Here is an 18,532-nt window from a genome sequence, read left to right on the forward strand (position 1 = left end):
TTATTCCTGCGGACGCAAGAACCACCAATCTAAATGTCTATAAATAGACATGGAAACTTCTTCTAAACTCTGAGTAGCATCAATCGTGATAATATTTTTTCTTTCAGAAGCTAATTTTTTGTAACAAGAACGTACACGATCAAAAAAACTTAGAGGCTCCTGTTCAATACGATCTAATTTCTGTCTATGATTTATACGAGATATGCTTAATTCTGGAGAAATATCAAGATAAAATGTCAAATCTGGAGATAAGGTATTTGTGATCTTATTTGATAAAGCATGTAACAATAATATATCAATTCCTCTTCCTCCTCCTTGATACGCCTGAGAAGACAAATCAAATCTATCCCCAATTACCCAATAACCTTTAGATAAAGCTGGTTTAATAACATTTTCTATTAATTGTAATCGCGCAGCATATATCATTAATAATTCTGATATACTATTAATAGGTTCATTCATAGGGCCACCATATTTAATCAATACACGTAAAAAATCCGAAACCGGCGTCCCTCCGGGTTCATGAGTGGTCAAAATATCGGTTACACCATATTGATTTAAGTATTTACTTACTCTATGAGTGATAGTAGTTTTTCCAGCACCATCTAACCCTTCAATCGTAATAAACCTATTGTCCATTGAATCCTGATATACGGTTGTGTAATCGTTTTATTTAATTATTTATTACAATCTATAAAATTTTACATATTTATGAAAATAAACAATAATTAAAATATATAATCTTATATATGCTCTAATCGTATCTTTTCAAATATATAACCATAAAATCCCAAAACAATAAAATCTAATAAATCCTACAAAGATTTCCAATCATGATTTATATCGTACAGATGCAAATATCATTTTTTACGCTACATAGCAACATCTTAAATAACAATTATGATTGCAATCATTAGTTACTTTTAAATAAATCAATACAATACATAATTATAACTAACAGAGAGCATAAATATTTTATATATATTATGTTAAACAACACTGTAAATATTTTAAATTTTATTATGTATAATATGAAAACGTAGCAAATGAAATAATGTCCTATCCGAATACACAAAATCATCAATTGAATTAACTGACGCTAACGGTAATAAAGCATTTGTAATAAAAACTTCATTTGCATTTTTTAAATGTTCAGGTCCAACCGTCACTTCTCGTATACAGTACCCTAATTTTGGTAATAATTTTAATACCAGTTGACGCATAATTCCATTAACACCAGAATAATATAAAGACGGAGTAAATACCTGATATTTATATCTCCAAAAAATGTTGGCACTACAACATTCTACCACGTTTCCATCAGTGTCTAAAACTAATGCTTCATCAGTTTCGCTTTTGCTTACCCAAATGGCAATCATAACTTGTTCTAATCTATTAAGATGCTTTATTCCTGCCAAGCAAGCATTACGTGCTAACCGAACAATACTCGTTCTTAAACGAATCCCAGAATGAATCCAGCGCGTGTAATATTTTGGCAATCGACTAACATGAATTATACGTAATGGTTCAATATCATTACTGCATCGATATCCATATAGTCTGTGGCTATTACTCCTACTTATTATTACTTTAATCACACTATATATATCACTATATGCAGCTGCTTGCTGCATTTCTTTATACAGAAGATTAAAATTAAAATTTTTAAATATTAACCTTTTCGCTGAAATAACCAATCTATCCATATGCCAATCTAAAAAATCAATTTTTCCATTCTGTACTTTAGCAGTCGTAAAAAATCCATCTCCAAAATGCAAAGCACGATTATTTAATGATATTGTTCTTTTTGAAATTCCATTCACCCAATACATTTTAATCTCAATCAGTCAGTGTTTAATTATGTTAATAATTATTTAATATAATTAATACTAAAACAATTTTTAATGATCATATGTAATAAAAGAATTTATATGCATTGCACGTTATTCATATTAAAATAAACGTAATCACACATTAATACATACAATATCAATACGCATACAATTAATATCTATCTCGCCCTATGTCTTCTATGTGCACAAATTTTGTTCTAACCTGAATACCATATAGCTCTTATGATATCTTCAATTTTATAGTAAAAAACGATTTATATTAATATTCATAATATTTATTCTCTATAGAACTAAATTCTTTGAAACTACTATCTTTTAATGTTCATACACTATCATTACTATTTTTCATACTATAATTCGATTTATTCATAAGAAATAATTCGTAAATTTATTAATTAATAATGTACGCTTATAGTTAAGCAGTGTATTAAATTATTAAACTAGATAAAAATAATACTCGCACATTTAATCAAATGTATATATACATAACAAGAACTACCTCCAATAGAATTCAATTCATATTATGATTATGAATATAATGCGCTAAAAATCATTTATATATTACTCAATACAACAAGATAAAGATATCAGTTTATAATTAATTACTCTTATTTTGTTGATGACTATTACTAATAAAATCTATTGCCGCCTGAACAGTTGTAATTTTCTCAGCTTCTTCGTCTGGAATTTCAGTATCAAACTCTTCCTCTAACGCCATAACCAACTCAACAGTATCAAGAGAATCAGCTCCAAGATCCTCGACAAATGAAGCATGATTTACTACTTCCTCTTGTTTAACCCCTAATTGTTCAGAAATAATTGTTTTTACTTTTTCTTCTATAGTACTCATATTTTTATTTTCCTATCAACGTGCGTTTATATAATAGTATCCAAACATATAAAACACACACTGCAAACGCTGAATAAAATACATTTTATTTTCTTATATTTTTATTAAAATAAATCACATAGAATAAATTAACCCATATACATTCCTCCATTAACATGTATCGTTTGTCCAGTAATATAGTTTGAATGATCAGAGGCAAAAAATATTACCGCATAAGCCACATCTTTTGGATCTCCAAAACGATTAACTGGTATTTGTAATAAAATATCATTTTTTTGTTTATCAGTTAATTTTTTAACCATATCTGTACAAATAAATCCTGGTGTCACCAGATTAACCGTAATACCTCTCGAAGCAACTTCACGAGCTAAAGACTTTGTGAACCCAATCAATCCTGATTTAGCAGCCGAATAATTTGATTGCCCGGGATTACCCACAACACCAACTACAGAACCAATATTAATAACTCTACCATAATGTTTTTTTATCATCGATTTTATTACCGCTTTGGACATACGGTACACAGCAGTTAAATTTACGTCAATAACAGATTGCCATACATCATCTTTCATGTATAACAAAATATTATCTTGGACGATACCAGCGTTGTTCACTAATATATCAACGCTATCAAATTCTTGGCGCATTTTTTCAAAAAAAAGATTGATAGAACATTTATCTGCAACATTTAATTGCATCCCTTTTCCTTTATTTCCTAAATACCTATTGATGTCTTTGACGCCTAATTCACTAGTTGCAGTTCCTATTACAGTAGCTCCATATATTGCAAACATTTCGATAATAGCACGACCAATACCGCGACGAGCACCAGTTACTAAAACAATTTTTCCATTAAAATTCATCCTACATGTACTCCTCTTATACAAATATATTAACTCTTATTCATTCTAATTGCTTCTGATAAAGAAACAGGATCATTTACTGATAAACTAAACACATCACTAACAGTACTACGTATCAGTCCAGTTAATATTTTTCCAGGTCCCATTTCTAAAAATCTCTTAATTTTTTGATGAATGCAATATTGCACGATTTCATGCCAACGCACCGGAGTATATAATTGCCGTATTAATGCATTACGAATATCTTTAGATTCCCACTTAACACACGCATCAACATTATTTACTACTGGTATACTAGGAGTAGTGATGACGATTTTTTCTAATTCTTTTCTGAATTTTACAACTGCTGGTTTCATTAATGAGCAATGTGATGGAACACTAATCGGCAGCATAAGTATATGTTTTGCGCCTGCATTTTTACAACACAAATTGACACGATTTACTGCTTCTTTATGTCCGGAAATAACCACGTGTCCAGGCCCATTAAAACTAGCAGGAGAAACAATTTGATCTTGTTGTGCTGCTTTGTTACATAATTCAAAAACAACGTCATTACTTAGCCCGATAATTACAGACATAGCTCCACGTCCATACGGTACTACTTCTTGCATTAACATACCACGTATCATTACTAATTTAACTGCAGAATACAAATCCATACCTTCCGCACATACTAAAGCAGAATACTCTCCTAAGCTATGACCAGCCATTATCTTTGGTGTACAACCTCCCTGCTGTTTCCATATTCTCCAAACAGCTACTGAAGCTGTTAAAATAGCCGGCTGCGCTCGATAAGTTTTATTTAATTCTGTAACAGGTCCACGCTGTACCAATTTCCATATATCATAACCTAGAACTTCCGATACTTCAGAAAAAGTCTCTTTTACTAGCGGATAATGTTCCGCAAGAGTTCTTAGCATCCCTACTTTTTGAGCTGCCTGTCCTGGAAATACCACAGCTAATGTATTCATAATAATTAATATTCCTTTCGTAATTAAAATCGTAACAACGCTGAACCCCAGGTAAATCCAGCCCCAAACGCTTCTAATAATACTAGTTGACCTGACTTAATACGACCATCACGTACAGCTTCATCTAGCGCTAAAGGAACAGAAGCTGCAGATGTATTCCCATGTCTGTCAAGCGTAATTACTACTTTTCTCATATCCATATCTAATCGTTTAGCAGTAGCAGAAATAATTCTTAAATTAGCCTGATGAGGGACTAACCAATCTAATTCATCTCGATGTAAATTATTAACATTCAAAGTCTCATCGATAACGCGTGCTAAAACAGAAACAGCTATTTTAAATACTTTGTTGCCAGACATGGTTAAATAATTAGATATAGCAGGACTCTTTCTATTACAATTAGGAAGAGTCAATAAATCCCCATGATCTCCATCTGCATGTAAGTGAATAGAAATAATACCCGGTGTTTTCGAGCGACCAAGTACTACTGCACCTGCTCCATCCCCAAATAAAATCAATGTTCCACGGTCTCTAGGATTTAGAGCATGACTTAAAGTATCTGACCCTACAACCAAAGCATAATCTACGCTTCCATTTTTAACATATTGATCCGCTACACCTAGTGCATAAACAAATCCAGAACAAGCTGCTGATAAGTCGAAGGCAATAGTATCTCGTATATGTAGGTCACGTTGAATTTGACATGCTGAACTAGGAAATGCATGACTGGAAGATGTAGTTGCAACAATAATAATCCCTACTTTATCAGAGTGCACACAAGACATATCTAAAGCTCTTTTAGCAGCAAAATAACCCATTTTGGCAACAGTTTCATCAGAAGTAGAAATACGCCGTTCTTGAATACCAGTACGGGCAACAATCCATTCATGCGATGTATCTACCATTTTTTCTAAAACAATATTAGATCTAATGTTTTTAGGTAAGTAACTCCCTGTTCCAAGAATTCTAGTAAACATGTATATTAATGATTATTTTTAGATAACACTGTACTTAATTGATGAGAAATTTTTTCTGGAACCTCCCGTTCCACGGAATGCATTGCTTGTGTAATAGCGGCAATAAATGCGTGTTGATTAGCTGCTCCATGACTTTTTATTACCGTACTACGTAAACCTACCAAGTGAGCACCATTATACCAATCAGGATTAAATTGATTAAATTGCTTAAACAGATACTTTCTGATCCAAGAATTAATAATTTGCATAAACCAGTTCAACTTATTTTTTTTCTCTGAAGATTGTAACGTTGATAAAATAACTCTTATAACTCCTTCCATAGTCTTTAAAGTAATATTGCCAATAAATCCATCACAAACCAAAACATCTGTTTTCCCCATTAATAAATCATTCGCCTCAACATAACCAACATAATGAATTGATGAAATAGTATGTAATATCCTAGAAGCGTGACGAATATTATCTAATCCTTTAGTTTCTTCCGATCCGATATTTAATAATGCTACTCTTGGATTACTTACTCCTAAAATTTGCTTTGATAATACTGAACCCATAATGGCAAACTGTACCAGCATTGCGCCATCACATGAAATATTCGCACCTAAATCTAAAATGACAGTTTTTCCTTGCTTTTGGTGCGGCAGCAACGTTGTTAGAGCAGGGCGTTCAATACCGTGTACAGACTTGAGCACTAACTTAGATAAACCCATGAGAGCCCCTGTATTTCCCGCGCTAACACAAGCGTGAGCGCGACCTGACTTGATAAGCTCTAAAGCTACGCGCATCGAAGTATCTTTGCTCACTCTGATAGCCTGAGAAGGCCTCGCATCTCCGCTTATTACCGATCTTGCCGGAATAACAGTTAATCTATCAAGGCCTATAGATTTTGATGTTGCTAATATAGGTAAAATCGCATCAGGATTTCCAACAAGTAACAATCTAAGTTTTGGATATAAAGATAACGCTTGTAAAGAAGCAGGCACCGTTACCACAGGACCAAAATCGCCACCCATTGCATCTAATGCAATAACCAAATTTTGTAGCTGTATATCGTTTTTCAAAAATTATTTCTCAATCATTTTCCGCCCACGATAAAATCCATCAAAAGTAACACAATGACGGCGATGTGTTTCTCCAGATGTCCGATCTACTGATATAGTAACCGAGCGCAGCGCATGATGAGAACGACGCATTCCTCTTTTAGAACGAGTAGATTTATTTTGTTGTACGGCCATGCTATACTCTCCTTTTGATGTATTTCAATATTATTTTTCATTAAAAAACCGATCTAATCTTAATGAAATTGACTAATAATTAAAATATTCACTTATTTAATCACACATACATGTAGTTTTTTTAAGATAGAAACATTGTTCATTTTCAATATAAAAATAATTATTTAGCAGAAAATATATTATGATTAATTATCTATCGTTCCGCAAATATAATTTCTTATTTATTCAACCTACTTTTTGACATTATCACAAAACATGCTTCTAACTGTTTAAGAAAATAGTGACCACATACAATCACTACATTTACACACATAATTATATATGAACTGTATAAAAAATAAGTTGATATAAAATATGCCAATATATCATAATGCTTTATTTTTACAGTTTCATTTTATGAACTTACTGCTTTTTAAAATAAAAAATATCATTTAAGAGATATTAACAATAGATCTTTTAACATCGATCACTAATACATTAATCCAACTAATAAAATTTCATGATATATTTCAACAAAATTCCATTCACTTAAATATATACAATCCTTAATTTATGATATTATATAGCTCGTCCTAAATATTACATTCTTACTCATCATCAACATTACTAAATATACATGCACTTCATAACTCATCAAAACAATTGATTAATTTTTTACTCTTTAAGATAAGGTTTCTAAATATTTGTAACTAAAATTAACCACATAGTTCATAATTAAATTTGCGGTTACTTCAAAAATTCATTGTTTCGTAAAATATTTTTATTAAAAATAAGTAATTAAATCAATGTTTAACTTACTTATATTTTTTATTAAAAAAATAAATAGGCACAATTATTTTAAAATAAAATTACGCATATCATCCTTCTAATAAAAAGTTAACAACAATAAATTTTAATTATTTTAAATTATCTATATTTTTACTAATATTTTCCAATAAACAATCATAATTTTTTATAGATAAATTTCTTAAAAAAAATAAGCAATTATGAAATGATTGACCTAATGGCGCATGTATATGGAATTTTTTTTTTGTTTTTGGATGTATAAAACGCAATATAGAAGCATGTAAGAATAATCGATTAAATCCAAATCGTTTAAATCGAGTATTAGATTGATAATCGCCATACCGGTTATCCCCTACAATAGGATGACTCGCGTATTGAGTATGTACTCTAATCTGATGTGTGCGTCCAGTAATAGGTTTAATTGCCAGAAAGGTCGCTACATTATCAAAATATTCTTTAATTTGAAAATGAGTTGTAGAAAATTTTCCATTTTCCGAGTCTATGTAAACAACTCTGCTACTGTTAAGTAAAGTGTTTTTTTTAAACAATGGCACGGATACTATTTGTAGATTTACATTCCATCTTCCATGTACTAAAGCTAAATATTCCTTTTTCATATTTTGTAAACGTAACTGTTCATGTAAATATACTAAAGCAGTACGTCTTTTAGCCACTAATAACACACCAGAAGTTTCTCGATCTAAACGATGAACTAACTCTAAAAACTGTGCTTTAGGACGTAATGCTCGTAATCCTTCAATAACACCAAATTTAAGCCCACTTCCTCCATGTGCAGCAACGCCAGTAGGCTTGTTCAGTGCTAATAAATAATCATCTTCATAAATTATAATATTCTGTAAAAATGCAACTTCTTCCATATATTTCATATTAAATCTATTGATTTTTATTCCTCTTATTGGAGGAATTCTTAATAAATCTCCTATTTGCAACTTATACTGAAATTTAATTCTTTTTTTGTTAATACGTATTGCACCAGTTCGTATAATTTTATAAATCATAGATTTAGGTGCTACTTTTAAATAAGTATATAAAAAGTTATCAATTCTTTGACCAGAAGAATTTGAAGAAATTCTAATAAAATGTACATTTATATCATGTTCTTTCATAAGAACCCATGGCAATTACATAATTGTTTTAATATAATAATAAAGATAATGAAAAGATCATAATTTTAGCAAGCTAATATAAGTTTGCATGATAAATACTGTAAAATTGATATATTTAATATTCGCAATTGATAATTTTAAATTAAAACATTTAATTTCACACATATACTATTTTTATAGTGTTATTTTTTCATCTAATATCAAGTACAATTATTAGTTCATTTGGTTACAATAAGATTACTTATAGCTGATATATTCTAAAAAATAACAACAATAATAAATATCATTCGCAATAACGTTATGTACTATACAATAGTCTATCGATAACTAATATTATGATTTGCATAAATATATGGTTATTAACAATTCCATGAACCTTCTAGGCAAAAAATAATTATACATTTAAGTTGTAAATGCAAATCTATTAAACATCAAACTATAAAAACACTGAAAATAATTAGATATTTAAATCAAAATATCTACATTTCAATATATCAACATTGAGCAAAAATTATAATGAAAAGAATGTTAATTAACGCTACTCAACAAGAAGAATTACGGGTAGCATTAGTAGATGGGCAACGATTATATGATCTAGATATTGAAACAGTAGGTCATGAACAAAAGAAATCAAATATTTATAAAGGAAAAATTATCCGAATTGAACCTAGTTTAGAAGCAGTATTTGTAGATTATGGAGTCGAACGACACGGATTTCTTCCTATAAAAGAAATCTCACACGAATATTTTCTTTCTTCGCCATCTTCCTATAATAAGTTCAATATTAAGGAAATTTTATGTGAAGGACAAGAACTAATTGTACAAATAGATAAAGAAGAAAGAGGAAATAAAGGCGCTGCATTAACTACTTTTATCAGTCTAGCAGGTAGCTATTTAGTGCTCATGCCAAATAATCCCAAATCCAGTGGAATCTCAAGACGAATTGAGGGAAACGATCGTATCGGATTAAAAGAAATTCTATCTACTTTAGAATTACCTGAAGGAATGAGTTTAATTATTCGTACCGCTGGGCTGGGAAAATCTATCGAGGCATTAGAATGGGATTTAACTTCTCGTTTGCAACATTGGAAAACCATCAAAAATACCGCAGCAAAGCACTTGGCTCCTTTTTTAATTCATCAGGATAGTAATGTTATTGTACGTGCATTTCGAGATTATTTACGCCCAGATATAGGAGAAATTTTAATTGATAATCCCAAAATTATGCATTTAGCTAAAGAACATATAACTTCTTTAGGTCGCCCAGATTTCACTAAAAAAATAAAATTTTATAATGGCGATATTCCTTTATTTAGTCACTACCAGATAGAATCTCAAATAGAATCAGCGTTTCAACGAGAAGTAAGATTACCATCTGGAGGCTCCATTGTTATAGACACTACCGAAGCTCTAACAGCAATCGATATTAATTCCGCACGCTCTACTAAAGGAACAGACATTGAAGATACAGCTTTTCATACCAATTTAGAAGCAACTGATGAAATAGCGCGTCAGTTACGTCTTCGTGATGTGGGTGGATTAATTGTTATAGATTTCATAGACATGACTCCAATTCGGCATCAACGAGAAATTGAAAATAGCTTAAAAATAGCGGTGCATCAGGATCGCGCCCGCATTCAGATAGGACATATTTCTAAATTTGGTCTATTAGAGCTATCTAGACAAAGATTAAGTACGTCGCTTGGAGAATCAAGTCATCATATTTGCCCACGTTGCAGCGGAACAGGCAGCATTCGTGACAATGAATCTCTTTCTCTATCAATTTTACGTTTAATTGAAGAAGAAGCACTAAAGGATAATACTTATGAAGTACATGCTATCGTTCCTGTAGCTATCGCCTCATATTTACTCAATGAAAAACGAAAAGCCATTAGCGATATAGAACAACGACAAAAAGGAGTACGTGCCATTATAGTACCTTATGAACAAATGAAAACTCCAAATTACGAAATACGACGTATACGTAAAGGAGAAACATACAATAAACCAAGCTATTTGTTAGCAACAAATCAAGACTATGAAATAACCCAATCATCAGGAGAAATGATTTCTTCAAATTATACTTATACTACAGAAAAACTACAGTCAACAGCACGCACCTCATCAAATTTAGTACCTGATTATAATAAAATTTTTTATTATGCAAATCTCAAATTACAATTTAAATCAAAAAGAGAAATATCATGGTTTGATAAAATTAAAAATCGTTGCCATAAAATACTCAGTTTATGTATCACAAGTTATAATAATTTAAAACAAATATTGTCAAAAATAATCACCAAAAACATTCATTGGATATACACTAAAATTATATATCAACACAAACCATCTCAGAACGTAAATCATTTTTTCAAGTCATATCCGAATTTTTATTCTAAATATAATAGCAATAATAATAAAAAAAATTATACCCATAATACAAAAAACAAAACTAATTTAAATAATCATAAAAAAATAACAGATTTTTTTAATAAAAATAATAGTAACAATACTAAGTCTCTATCGAAATTTAATGACAATATTTACAAGTCCATACCTACTCCCTACTACATTAATCCAACACAGTCTATTGAAAAAATAACGAAAAAACCACCTATACAGAAATATAAAAAAAGATATACGCACAACGTTAAACATCAGCACTTAAATAAGGCACATCACTCAGAATATTGGATATGGCGAAAACTTTACCAATCTGAACACACCTTGCATATGAAAGTAAATAAAGAACCAGTAGTACCTATAAATATCAATTCCTACAGAACATATAATGCAGCAGATTCCCGCATTTTTGACAAAAAAACCACCATTGCTGAAGTAAACTCCAATACTATTGATAATTCTACAAATATTCATACCTCTGATTTGACATCAAACACTCTATATATTCCAAAAAGTACCAATACTATCATCCATTATCCACATCTTAACCATAATAGCATTGCTAAACAGCACAACAACATATCTCAACAAGACAACAATAACCATACACAACTAATTCGGCGTATACGTCGATCTTCTCGTCATTTTCGTATAAATTTTAAATATCGGTTACAACAACGTCGAGAAAAAATTACCTCAAAGAAAATGCAGTAAAATATTACTCAATAAATGTAACATAGCACTAAAATAACTCTCGAAAGTTCGTTACATACACATACCGTTCATATATCCAAATATAATTCAAAATAAAAACTAGTTCTTCGTTTTTTAATAAAATGAATTTATAATTATATTTTGCTTTTTAAGATTTACAATCTCTAAAGAAATAACTAATTCAAATAAATACATTTTCTAGATGCATGCGCATATATACTTAATTTTAAAAAATTTTATTCGCTGCAAAATTACATAAACAATTTAATATGTGCTACACTCAAATATGTCTGCATGCAATTTTATGAAAACAGATTTCTAAAAATATAGATGATCGTAACAATTAATATTGCAAATATACGCTAATATATTTTTATTATGCCGTTTATATGATGTCAACTACATATGAGAAAACTTCCGGTTTTTAATTACTCTTTCTTAAGCCCACGATTTTGGTTAATCTGGATAGGTATAGGAACATTATATATTTTAGTATTGCTTCCTTATCCTGTCATACATTATCTTGGTACTAGAATTGGTCGTATTACAAAATATTTTATGACAAACCGCATGCGCATTATTCGTAGAAACTTAGAACTCTGTTTTCCTAATTTACCAAGTCAAGAACAAAAAAATTTGTTCAACAAAAATTGTGAATCGATAGGTATGGGGGTTTTTGAAACTGGCATGGCTTGGTTTTGGTCAGAACATAGAATTAAACGCTGGTTTAAAATTAATGGACTAGACAATATAACCAAAGCACGAAAAAAAAATCAAGGCATATTACTAATTGGGATGCATTTTTTTACTTTAGAATTAGGTGCACGAATTTTAGGTATGCTAAATCCAGGCATTGGTGTCTACCGTCCTAATAATAATCCATTATTAAACTGGTTACAAACCAAGGGACGATTAAGATCGAATAAAACCATGTTGGACCGTACTAATATTAAAGGCATGATCAAAGCTTTGCAACACGGTGAAATTGTCTGGTATGCACCAGATCATGATTATGGATATAAAAACAGTGTATTTACCCCCTTATTCGCAGTGTCAAATGCAGCGAGTACTATCGGTACTTATATACTCACAAAAATAACCAAACCTGCAATTGTTCCTTTTGTGGCACGCAGATTACCTAATCTTCTCGGATATGAACTACTAATTTTGCCAAATCAACAAGATGAAATACCTTTAGACACAAATATCAACATGATCAAACACATTAATAAAGTAATCGAACAAGTAATTTTACTAGCCCCTGACCAATATATGTGGTTGCATCGTCGATTTAAAACCCGTCCTCCTGGAGAATCTCCTTTATATTAATTAAACAAAAAATCAAACAACTTATTACAGGCCGATAAAATTACTCATATTATATAAATTATTATTGGTATACATGCAGATACTAAAAATATGCGTAATTTATCCATCTCATTTCATAATTAAATATTATTTAAATCACATTATATAACAAAATATTTCTATTTAACTAAATAATCATTTTTTTGAAATTAATAAAAATTATATTATTATATACCGCTGCAATTTCATGCAATTTTTGATACAATGAGAGGTTACATGGATTGATTATAAATTACAATTAAACGTTCCTAAAAATTTTTTCAATAATTTCTACAACGCTATTAATCATAATATATAAATAACAAAACACATATTTTTAAACAATGTAAATAAATATGAATACAACAATATATTTTTATAATATAATATTTTTTATTATTGGTTTACATCAGTATTTAGCTACTGCTACTGTTTATACATTACCTGATCACAATAACAGACTAATAGGCGAAAATATTGAAATTATCACACCTAAAAACAATACATATTCTCTTGAATATTTTTCTGCACAATTTCAAGTAGGAATGAGTAACATGTTAGAAGCTAATCCTGACGTCGATGTATATCTTCCAGATTCAGAAAAAAAATTAATAATTCCACATCAATTAATTTTACCAAATACGCCTCATTCAGGCATTGTTATTAACAACGCTGAAATGCGGTTATACTATTATCCTGAAAAAAAAAATACTGTAATTGTGTTACCGATAGCTATCGGGACCATTAAAAATGCAACACCATCACATTGGATAACCTCAATAACACATAAAAAAAAATCCAATTTGGATCCCTACCAAAAGTATGCGTGATGAATACATTAAACATGGAGAAATCCTACCTACCATATTTCCGGCTGGCTCTAGTAATCCTATGGGGCTGTATGCTTTATACTTAGAAAAAAATTACGCAATCCACGGCACCAATAGGAATTTCGGAATCGGCCTTAGAATAACTCGAGGCTGCATAAGATTACGCCCTGAAGATATTGAATACTTATTCAACATTGTCCCCGTCGGTACTAAAGTACAATTTATAAATGAACCTGTGAAAAGTACTGTTGAAAAAAATGGTATGCGGTATTTAGAGATTCATAATCCGTTATCTTGTAACAAAGACAAAAAAAGATCAGAAGCATCGATAATAGCGCATTTAGAACAACAAATACGATCTATATTAATAAACGATTCCAACGTAGATTATGAAATAATTAACAAAGCATTAAAAGATCGTTCCGGTATACCGATAAACATTACACGTAAACTTACCAACAATGAAAACAAATAATTATTATAAATAACTATCCATATTAAACATAATGGCATTGCACTTCAAACACATACTAGCAATTATCAAATCAATTTATTTTTGAATAAAAACCATTTTTTTATTTAAAAAATTTTTATCACACATAGTACTACAGCAAACTACCCGGGACGAGATTTGAACTCGTACAGTCAAAGCCGAGGGATTTTAAGTCCCTTGTGTCTACCAATTCCACCACCCGGGCTGTTCAGAATAAAAAGACGCGTCTCGGAATTGAACCGAGATATACGGATTTGCAATCCGATGCATGACCACTCTGCCAACGCGCCTCACAAACAATATTAACCAGACATACAACAAAATACAAACCCTATCAACATAACCACATTTTAATCTCATATATTCTTCAGTAACAATTTAAATTGTTACTGATCAACTTAACAATAACAGACCTATAGCAATTTCAAACCATCCTTTTATTTAAAAAAGATATAATCTTTTACATGATATAGATTCGATTATCAACATGATCTTCATCGTATTGGCATCAATGATCAAATTCAAATTGTATTTTTATCTTTAAATAAGTGTACGTTTTCTATATAAGTAATATACATACGTAATGCTTGAATATAATGTAAGTTTACATAAATAACCCTATATATATTAATATAGATAGCGGTCAATGCCATTCCAATTTTTCAAATAAATACAATTACATGCTCACCTTAAAATTATAATCTATATAAATAAAAATCAATAATTAAACAAGTCATAACGCACAATATATAAATAAAGGCACATAGACCAAAATGTCAACAACACTGAAACATACAACGCAACAATGCCTATAATTACTATCCATTCATCAGAGCTCCATAGTAATGCAGTTAAAGCCAACATTTGTACAAATGTTTTGATTTTGCTAATCCATAAAACCCCAATTCCGTTACGACTACCAATTGCAGCTACCCATTCACGCAATGCTAATATAATCACTTCACGAATAATTATAATGGACGCTGGTAATGTGACCCACCACGTATGAAAATGCTCAGCTATTAAAACAAGTGCCGCAACTATCATAACTTTATCTGCTACTGGATCTAAAAATTTACCAAAGCTAGTAGTTTGTTTCCAACGCCGAGCCAAAAACCCATCAAACCAATCTGTAACAGCCGCAACAAAAAACATAATAGTACATATCATCGGCGCCCACCTTACAGGTAAATAAAACATTACCGTAAAAAACGGCACCATGACAACACGTAATAAAGTAAGATACGTAGGTATATTAATAATATCCATAATAACAAAAAACAATTAATTTAACAAAATTAAAATGTTAGCTCTTAAAAGAGCTATAACTTTATAAATACATACTCCATCCTTTATATTTATAAAGAATTTTACATAATAACATTATTCGTTATCAATATAACTGATACACTGAATTAGATAAAGAACTACTCATTTAACCTATAACCAATATTCTTATAACATACAATTGAAATGTAGTATCCATTTATTTAATAAACTACATCGTTGCAGCCTTACATCATAAAATATTTATAAAATACATAATCATCAATTTTCTCTATTATTATGTGATATAATAGAATATTAAGACCACAGTTTTCTACTGCTGTAGATACAATACCTGTGAGCTACTGTAATTAATTAAGCTGTCTTTAACCCATTAAATAACCAATTACACATAATAATATATAAAGAATAAATAATCAAAATTCAATTTAGTTACTAACATAGTATCATATATTTTAAAAATATAATTGGGTCGTTAGCTCAATATGGCAGAGCAGTTGACTCTTAATCAATTGGTTGTAGGTTCAAATCCTACACGACCCAATCAATGAGACACTGCAATATCTGCTAACATTTTCAGTAAGTTAGAAAAACCTTTTAATGTTTTCAACATAAATATATATCTACGAAATAACTAAAATATTAGAACAAAAACTTTAATAATTACTTCTGAATGCATGCTCTTAAAATAGTACAAATGAAAAACCACATATTAATCATCAAAATAACTACTTTTAAAGAAGTATATTTACTTATACAAATTCTTAAAAAATAACAAAAATATTGGTTCTATCACATTCCATTAGTACAAAAAAATAATCATTATACTTTAAATCTCCGGAGGAGTAGAGATTCGAACTCTAGAATGTTTTACATTACCGATTTTCAAGACCGGCGCCTTAAACCACTCGGCCACTCCTCCATAAAATTTGAAACAATACAATTATTTTATCATTTTTTTTTATACATACAATAAATACATTATACTTCTACGTATAGCAAAAAAATTAAATGGTTTAAATTATTAATTTAATACTGAAATCAATACTGAATTATAAAAAATAATTCCTATAAACAAAAAGACCATATTTAACAACATTATTATTAACCTATATCAAGTATAAATTATATTACTATGAATATATATACTCATAATTAATACAATTTTGATTATATCTAAATTTAAACACTATTTAAGTCTCCGCGCATTATTATTGAATATTAATAATAAATTTATTAAGTAATTAAGGAATAACTCTATGAAATATAATAAAATTAATGCTAATATTGACACACAAGGATATTTAATTCACCTTGAAGATTGGAATGAAGAAATTGCAATTAATATTGCTAAATTAGAAGGCATTACACTAAATACAATACATTGGGAAATTATATATTTTGTACGAAAATTTTATATGGAATTTAATTCGCTACCAAAAATTCGAATACTAATCAATGCTATAGCGCTTAAACATGGTAAAGAAAAAGGAAATAGCCGATACCTTGCTCGTTTATTTCGGCAAGGATCTGCAGTTCAAAAAATTGCAAAAATTTCTGGCCTTCCTAAACCTGTTAAATGCTTATAATACAATAAGCACAATTTTAATTTATAATAAATTGTTTTATTAAATATTTTTGACATTAAAATAGAGGGCTGTTAAATTTATTTAACATAAAAAATAAATTGTTTATTTATATTAAATCTACTTAATAATAATTTACCCTTGATTTTATCATCTTATCCCATATCTATCCTATTATTTCCGGTAGATGATATTTAATAGGGGAGGGTTATGATAGCTAGCAAATTTGGAATAGGACAACAAGTACGACATAAACTATTAGGATATTTAGGAGTAATAATAGATATAGATCCAGAATATTCTCTTGAAAAACCTACATTAGATGAAATTACAAAAAATGACACCCTACGTAAATCTCCCTGGTATCATGTTGTTATGGAAGATGAAGAAGGAAAACCCATGCATACCTACTTAGCAGAAGTACAACTAGGGTATGAGAACATACTAACACATCCAGAACAAACAACTTTAGATGAGCTTTCTGAATCTATTCGTTTGCAACTACAAACACCAAGATTAAGAAATTAATCTTCATATCCAAGAAACTTTTTATGTATATATGAAAAAATTATCAAAAATATTATATTTCCTATACAAAATAGGATTATATTAAACACTTTTTTCAAATGGTTATATTTATAATATAATATAGCCATTTGAATTCAAAAATATCTTAAATATTAAACATATCTATTATTTGATATCAAATTCAAATAATAATTTAATCGTAATAATTAATTTCTAATCATACCTATATACAACATAACTCTTCTCTTCATAGCCTATAAGAGATTCACACTCGAACATATCAATTGATGCTTAAAGCATTAAATTACCACATATTAATTATAATAATAAATATTAATTGATATATCTTGTCAGAATTTAGATTCACATTCTATCTAATATAGAACTATATTTTTAATAAAACATAATATATATATTAATTATCTTTAATAAAAATATATTTTTCAAGAAATACATATTTATAAAATCACACACCATTAAATCATGTTTGATATCAAAAATAATCATTATTATATTAAAGTAATATATATTAAATATAATTACGCGCACTTGAATAGATTCATATATATTTAATAAACAATAATATTTTCAGACTAAAATAAATATAATAGAATAATTCAGAAAATGAACATACAATTTCAAATCTTATTAAAATATAATGACTTAAACTTTTTATCAAAAA

Annotated in this window: 14 protein-coding genes, 4 tRNA genes and 1 pseudogene; 6 read left to right on the forward strand and 13 right to left on the reverse strand. The window is 29.4% G+C overall.

The window, feature by feature from the left end:
* The 9 genes from tmk to rluC all read right to left on the reverse strand — a co-directional run bounded on the left by tmk (position 1) and on the right by rluC (position 8,662).
* Entirely contained in the window at positions 1–639 is a 639-nt protein-coding gene (tmk, locus tag BPEN_RS02030) for a dTMP kinase (RefSeq protein WP_011282946.1), read from the reverse strand.
* 371 nt (positions 640–1,010) lie between these two features.
* Positions 1,011–1,832, reverse strand: a complete 822-nt coding sequence (pabC, locus tag BPEN_RS02035; RefSeq protein ID WP_011282947.1) for an aminodeoxychorismate lyase — start codon at positions 1,830–1,832, stop codon at positions 1,011–1,013.
* A gap of 619 nt (positions 1,833–2,451) precedes the next feature.
* Positions 2,452–2,703, reverse strand: a complete 252-nt coding sequence (gene acpP, locus BPEN_RS02040) for an acyl carrier protein (protein WP_011282948.1) — start codon at positions 2,701–2,703, stop codon at positions 2,452–2,454.
* A gap of 128 nt (positions 2,704–2,831) precedes the next feature.
* Complete coding sequence (fabG, locus tag BPEN_RS02045; protein ID WP_011282949.1) at positions 2,832–3,566, reverse strand: 3-oxoacyl-ACP reductase FabG; 735 nt, start codon at positions 3,564–3,566, stop codon at positions 2,832–2,834.
* A gap of 29 nt (positions 3,567–3,595) precedes the next feature.
* On the reverse strand, positions 3,596–4,537 hold the full coding sequence (gene fabD, locus BPEN_RS02050) for an ACP S-malonyltransferase (protein WP_011282950.1): 942 nt from the start codon (positions 4,535–4,537) through the stop codon (positions 3,596–3,598).
* Between the two features lie 23 nt (positions 4,538–4,560).
* Positions 4,561–5,514, reverse strand: a complete 954-nt coding sequence (locus BPEN_RS02055) for a beta-ketoacyl-ACP synthase III (protein ID WP_011282951.1) — start codon at positions 5,512–5,514, stop codon at positions 4,561–4,563.
* 5 nt (positions 5,515–5,519) lie between these two features.
* The gene (plsX, locus tag BPEN_RS02060) at positions 5,520–6,527 is read right to left on the reverse strand and encodes a phosphate acyltransferase PlsX (protein WP_238374076.1); all 1,008 of its coding nucleotides are present in this window, start codon (positions 6,525–6,527) and stop codon (positions 5,520–5,522) included.
* Positions 6,528–6,578: 51 nt separating this feature from the next.
* On the reverse strand, positions 6,579–6,749 hold the full coding sequence (gene rpmF / locus BPEN_RS02065) for a 50S ribosomal protein L32 (RefSeq protein WP_011282953.1): 171 nt from the start codon (positions 6,747–6,749) through the stop codon (positions 6,579–6,581).
* Positions 6,750–7,645: 896 nt separating this feature from the next.
* Entirely contained in the window at positions 7,646–8,662 is a 1,017-nt protein-coding gene (gene rluC, locus BPEN_RS02070; RefSeq protein ID WP_011282954.1) for a 23S rRNA pseudouridine(955/2504/2580) synthase RluC, read from the reverse strand.
* Between the two features lie 516 nt (positions 8,663–9,178).
* Here rluC and rne point away from each other — a divergent pair.
* The 3 genes and pseudogenes from rne (at position 9,179) to BPEN_RS03415 (ending at position 14,431) form a co-directional block, all read left to right on the forward strand.
* Entirely contained in the window at positions 9,179–11,779 is a 2,601-nt protein-coding gene (gene rne, locus BPEN_RS02075) for a ribonuclease E (protein WP_011282955.1), read from the forward strand.
* Between the two features lie 405 nt (positions 11,780–12,184).
* Positions 12,185–13,108: an LpxL/LpxP family Kdo(2)-lipid IV(A) lauroyl/palmitoleoyl acyltransferase gene (gene lpxL / locus BPEN_RS02080; protein ID WP_011282956.1), complete on the forward strand. Its 924-nt coding sequence runs from the start codon at positions 12,185–12,187 to the stop codon at positions 13,106–13,108.
* Positions 13,109–13,482: 374 nt separating this feature from the next.
* Positions 13,483–14,431 (forward strand): annotated as a pseudogene (locus BPEN_RS03415) (L,D-transpeptidase family protein).
* A gap of 141 nt (positions 14,432–14,572) precedes the next feature.
* Here BPEN_RS03415 and BPEN_RS02090 read toward each other — a convergent pair.
* The 3 genes from BPEN_RS02090 to pgsA form a co-directional block, all read right to left on the reverse strand.
* A tRNA-Leu gene (locus tag BPEN_RS02090) sits at positions 14,573–14,654 on the reverse strand.
* A gap of 14 nt (positions 14,655–14,668) precedes the next feature.
* A tRNA-Cys gene (locus BPEN_RS02095) sits at positions 14,669–14,739 on the reverse strand.
* 427 nt (positions 14,740–15,166) lie between these two features.
* The gene (gene pgsA / locus BPEN_RS02100) at positions 15,167–15,718 is read right to left on the reverse strand and encodes a CDP-diacylglycerol--glycerol-3-phosphate 3-phosphatidyltransferase (RefSeq protein WP_011282958.1); all 552 of its coding nucleotides are present in this window, start codon (positions 15,716–15,718) and stop codon (positions 15,167–15,169) included.
* Positions 15,719–16,205: 487 nt separating this feature from the next.
* On the opposite strand from pgsA, the gene BPEN_RS02105 reads away from it, so the two are divergent.
* Positions 16,206–16,279: transfer RNA gene (locus tag BPEN_RS02105), tRNA-Lys, on the forward strand.
* Positions 16,280–16,574: 295 nt separating this feature from the next.
* Here the strand turns inward: BPEN_RS02105 and BPEN_RS02110 are convergent.
* A tRNA-Ser gene (locus BPEN_RS02110) sits at positions 16,575–16,658 on the reverse strand.
* A gap of 337 nt (positions 16,659–16,995) precedes the next feature.
* Between BPEN_RS02110 and BPEN_RS02115 the strand changes: the two genes are divergently transcribed.
* Together BPEN_RS02115 and hspQ are read left to right on the forward strand one after the other, a co-directional pair.
* Entirely contained in the window at positions 16,996–17,325 is a 330-nt protein-coding gene (locus BPEN_RS02115; RefSeq protein ID WP_011282959.1) for a TusE/DsrC/DsvC family sulfur relay protein, read from the forward strand.
* A gap of 207 nt (positions 17,326–17,532) precedes the next feature.
* Positions 17,533–17,850, forward strand: coding sequence for a heat shock protein HspQ (gene hspQ, locus BPEN_RS02120; protein WP_011282960.1), 318 nt, complete (start codon positions 17,533–17,535; stop codon positions 17,848–17,850).
* Positions 17,851–18,532 lie beyond the last annotated feature (682 nt).

The sequence above is a fragment of the Candidatus Blochmanniella pennsylvanica str. BPEN genome (assembly GCF_000011745.1).
Taxonomy (GTDB): domain Bacteria; phylum Pseudomonadota; class Gammaproteobacteria; order Enterobacterales; family Enterobacteriaceae; genus Blochmanniella; species Blochmanniella pennsylvanica.

Bases quoted from the DNA above. Each gene is read 5' to 3' on its own strand.
- BPEN_RS02115 (WP_011282959.1), top strand. From the start codon at position 16,996: ATGAAATATAATAAAATTAATGCTAATATTGACACACAAGGATATTTA.
- pgsA (WP_011282958.1), bottom strand. From the start codon at position 15,718: ATGGATATTATTAATATACCTACGTATCTTACTTTATTACGTGTTGTC.
- rpmF (WP_011282953.1), bottom strand. From the start codon at position 6,749: ATGGCCGTACAACAAAATAAATCTACTCGTTCTAAAAGAGGAATGCGT.
- BPEN_RS02055 (WP_011282951.1), bottom strand. From the start codon at position 5,514: ATGTTTACTAGAATTCTTGGAACAGGGAGTTACTTACCTAAAAACATT.
- fabD (WP_011282950.1), bottom strand. From the start codon at position 4,537: ATGAATACATTAGCTGTGGTATTTCCAGGACAGGCAGCTCAAAAAGTA.
- rluC (WP_011282954.1), bottom strand. From the start codon at position 8,662: ATGAAAGAACATGATATAAATGTACATTTTATTAGAATTTCTTCAAAT.
- lpxL (WP_011282956.1), top strand. From the start codon at position 12,185: ATGAGAAAACTTCCGGTTTTTAATTACTCTTTCTTAAGCCCACGATTT.
- hspQ (WP_011282960.1), top strand. From the start codon at position 17,533: ATGATAGCTAGCAAATTTGGAATAGGACAACAAGTACGACATAAACTA.
- acpP (WP_011282948.1), bottom strand. From the start codon at position 2,703: ATGAGTACTATAGAAGAAAAAGTAAAAACAATTATTTCTGAACAATTA.
- plsX (WP_238374076.1), bottom strand. From the start codon at position 6,527: ATGGGTGGCGATTTTGGTCCTGTGGTAACGGTGCCTGCTTCTTTACAA.
- tmk (WP_011282946.1), bottom strand. From the start codon at position 639: ATGGACAATAGGTTTATTACGATTGAAGGGTTAGATGGTGCTGGAAAA.
- fabG (WP_011282949.1), bottom strand. From the start codon at position 3,566: ATGAATTTTAATGGAAAAATTGTTTTAGTAACTGGTGCTCGTCGCGGT.
- rne (WP_011282955.1), top strand. From the start codon at position 9,179: ATGAAAAGAATGTTAATTAACGCTACTCAACAAGAAGAATTACGGGTA.
- pabC (WP_011282947.1), bottom strand. From the start codon at position 1,832: ATGTATTGGGTGAATGGAATTTCAAAAAGAACAATATCATTAAATAAT.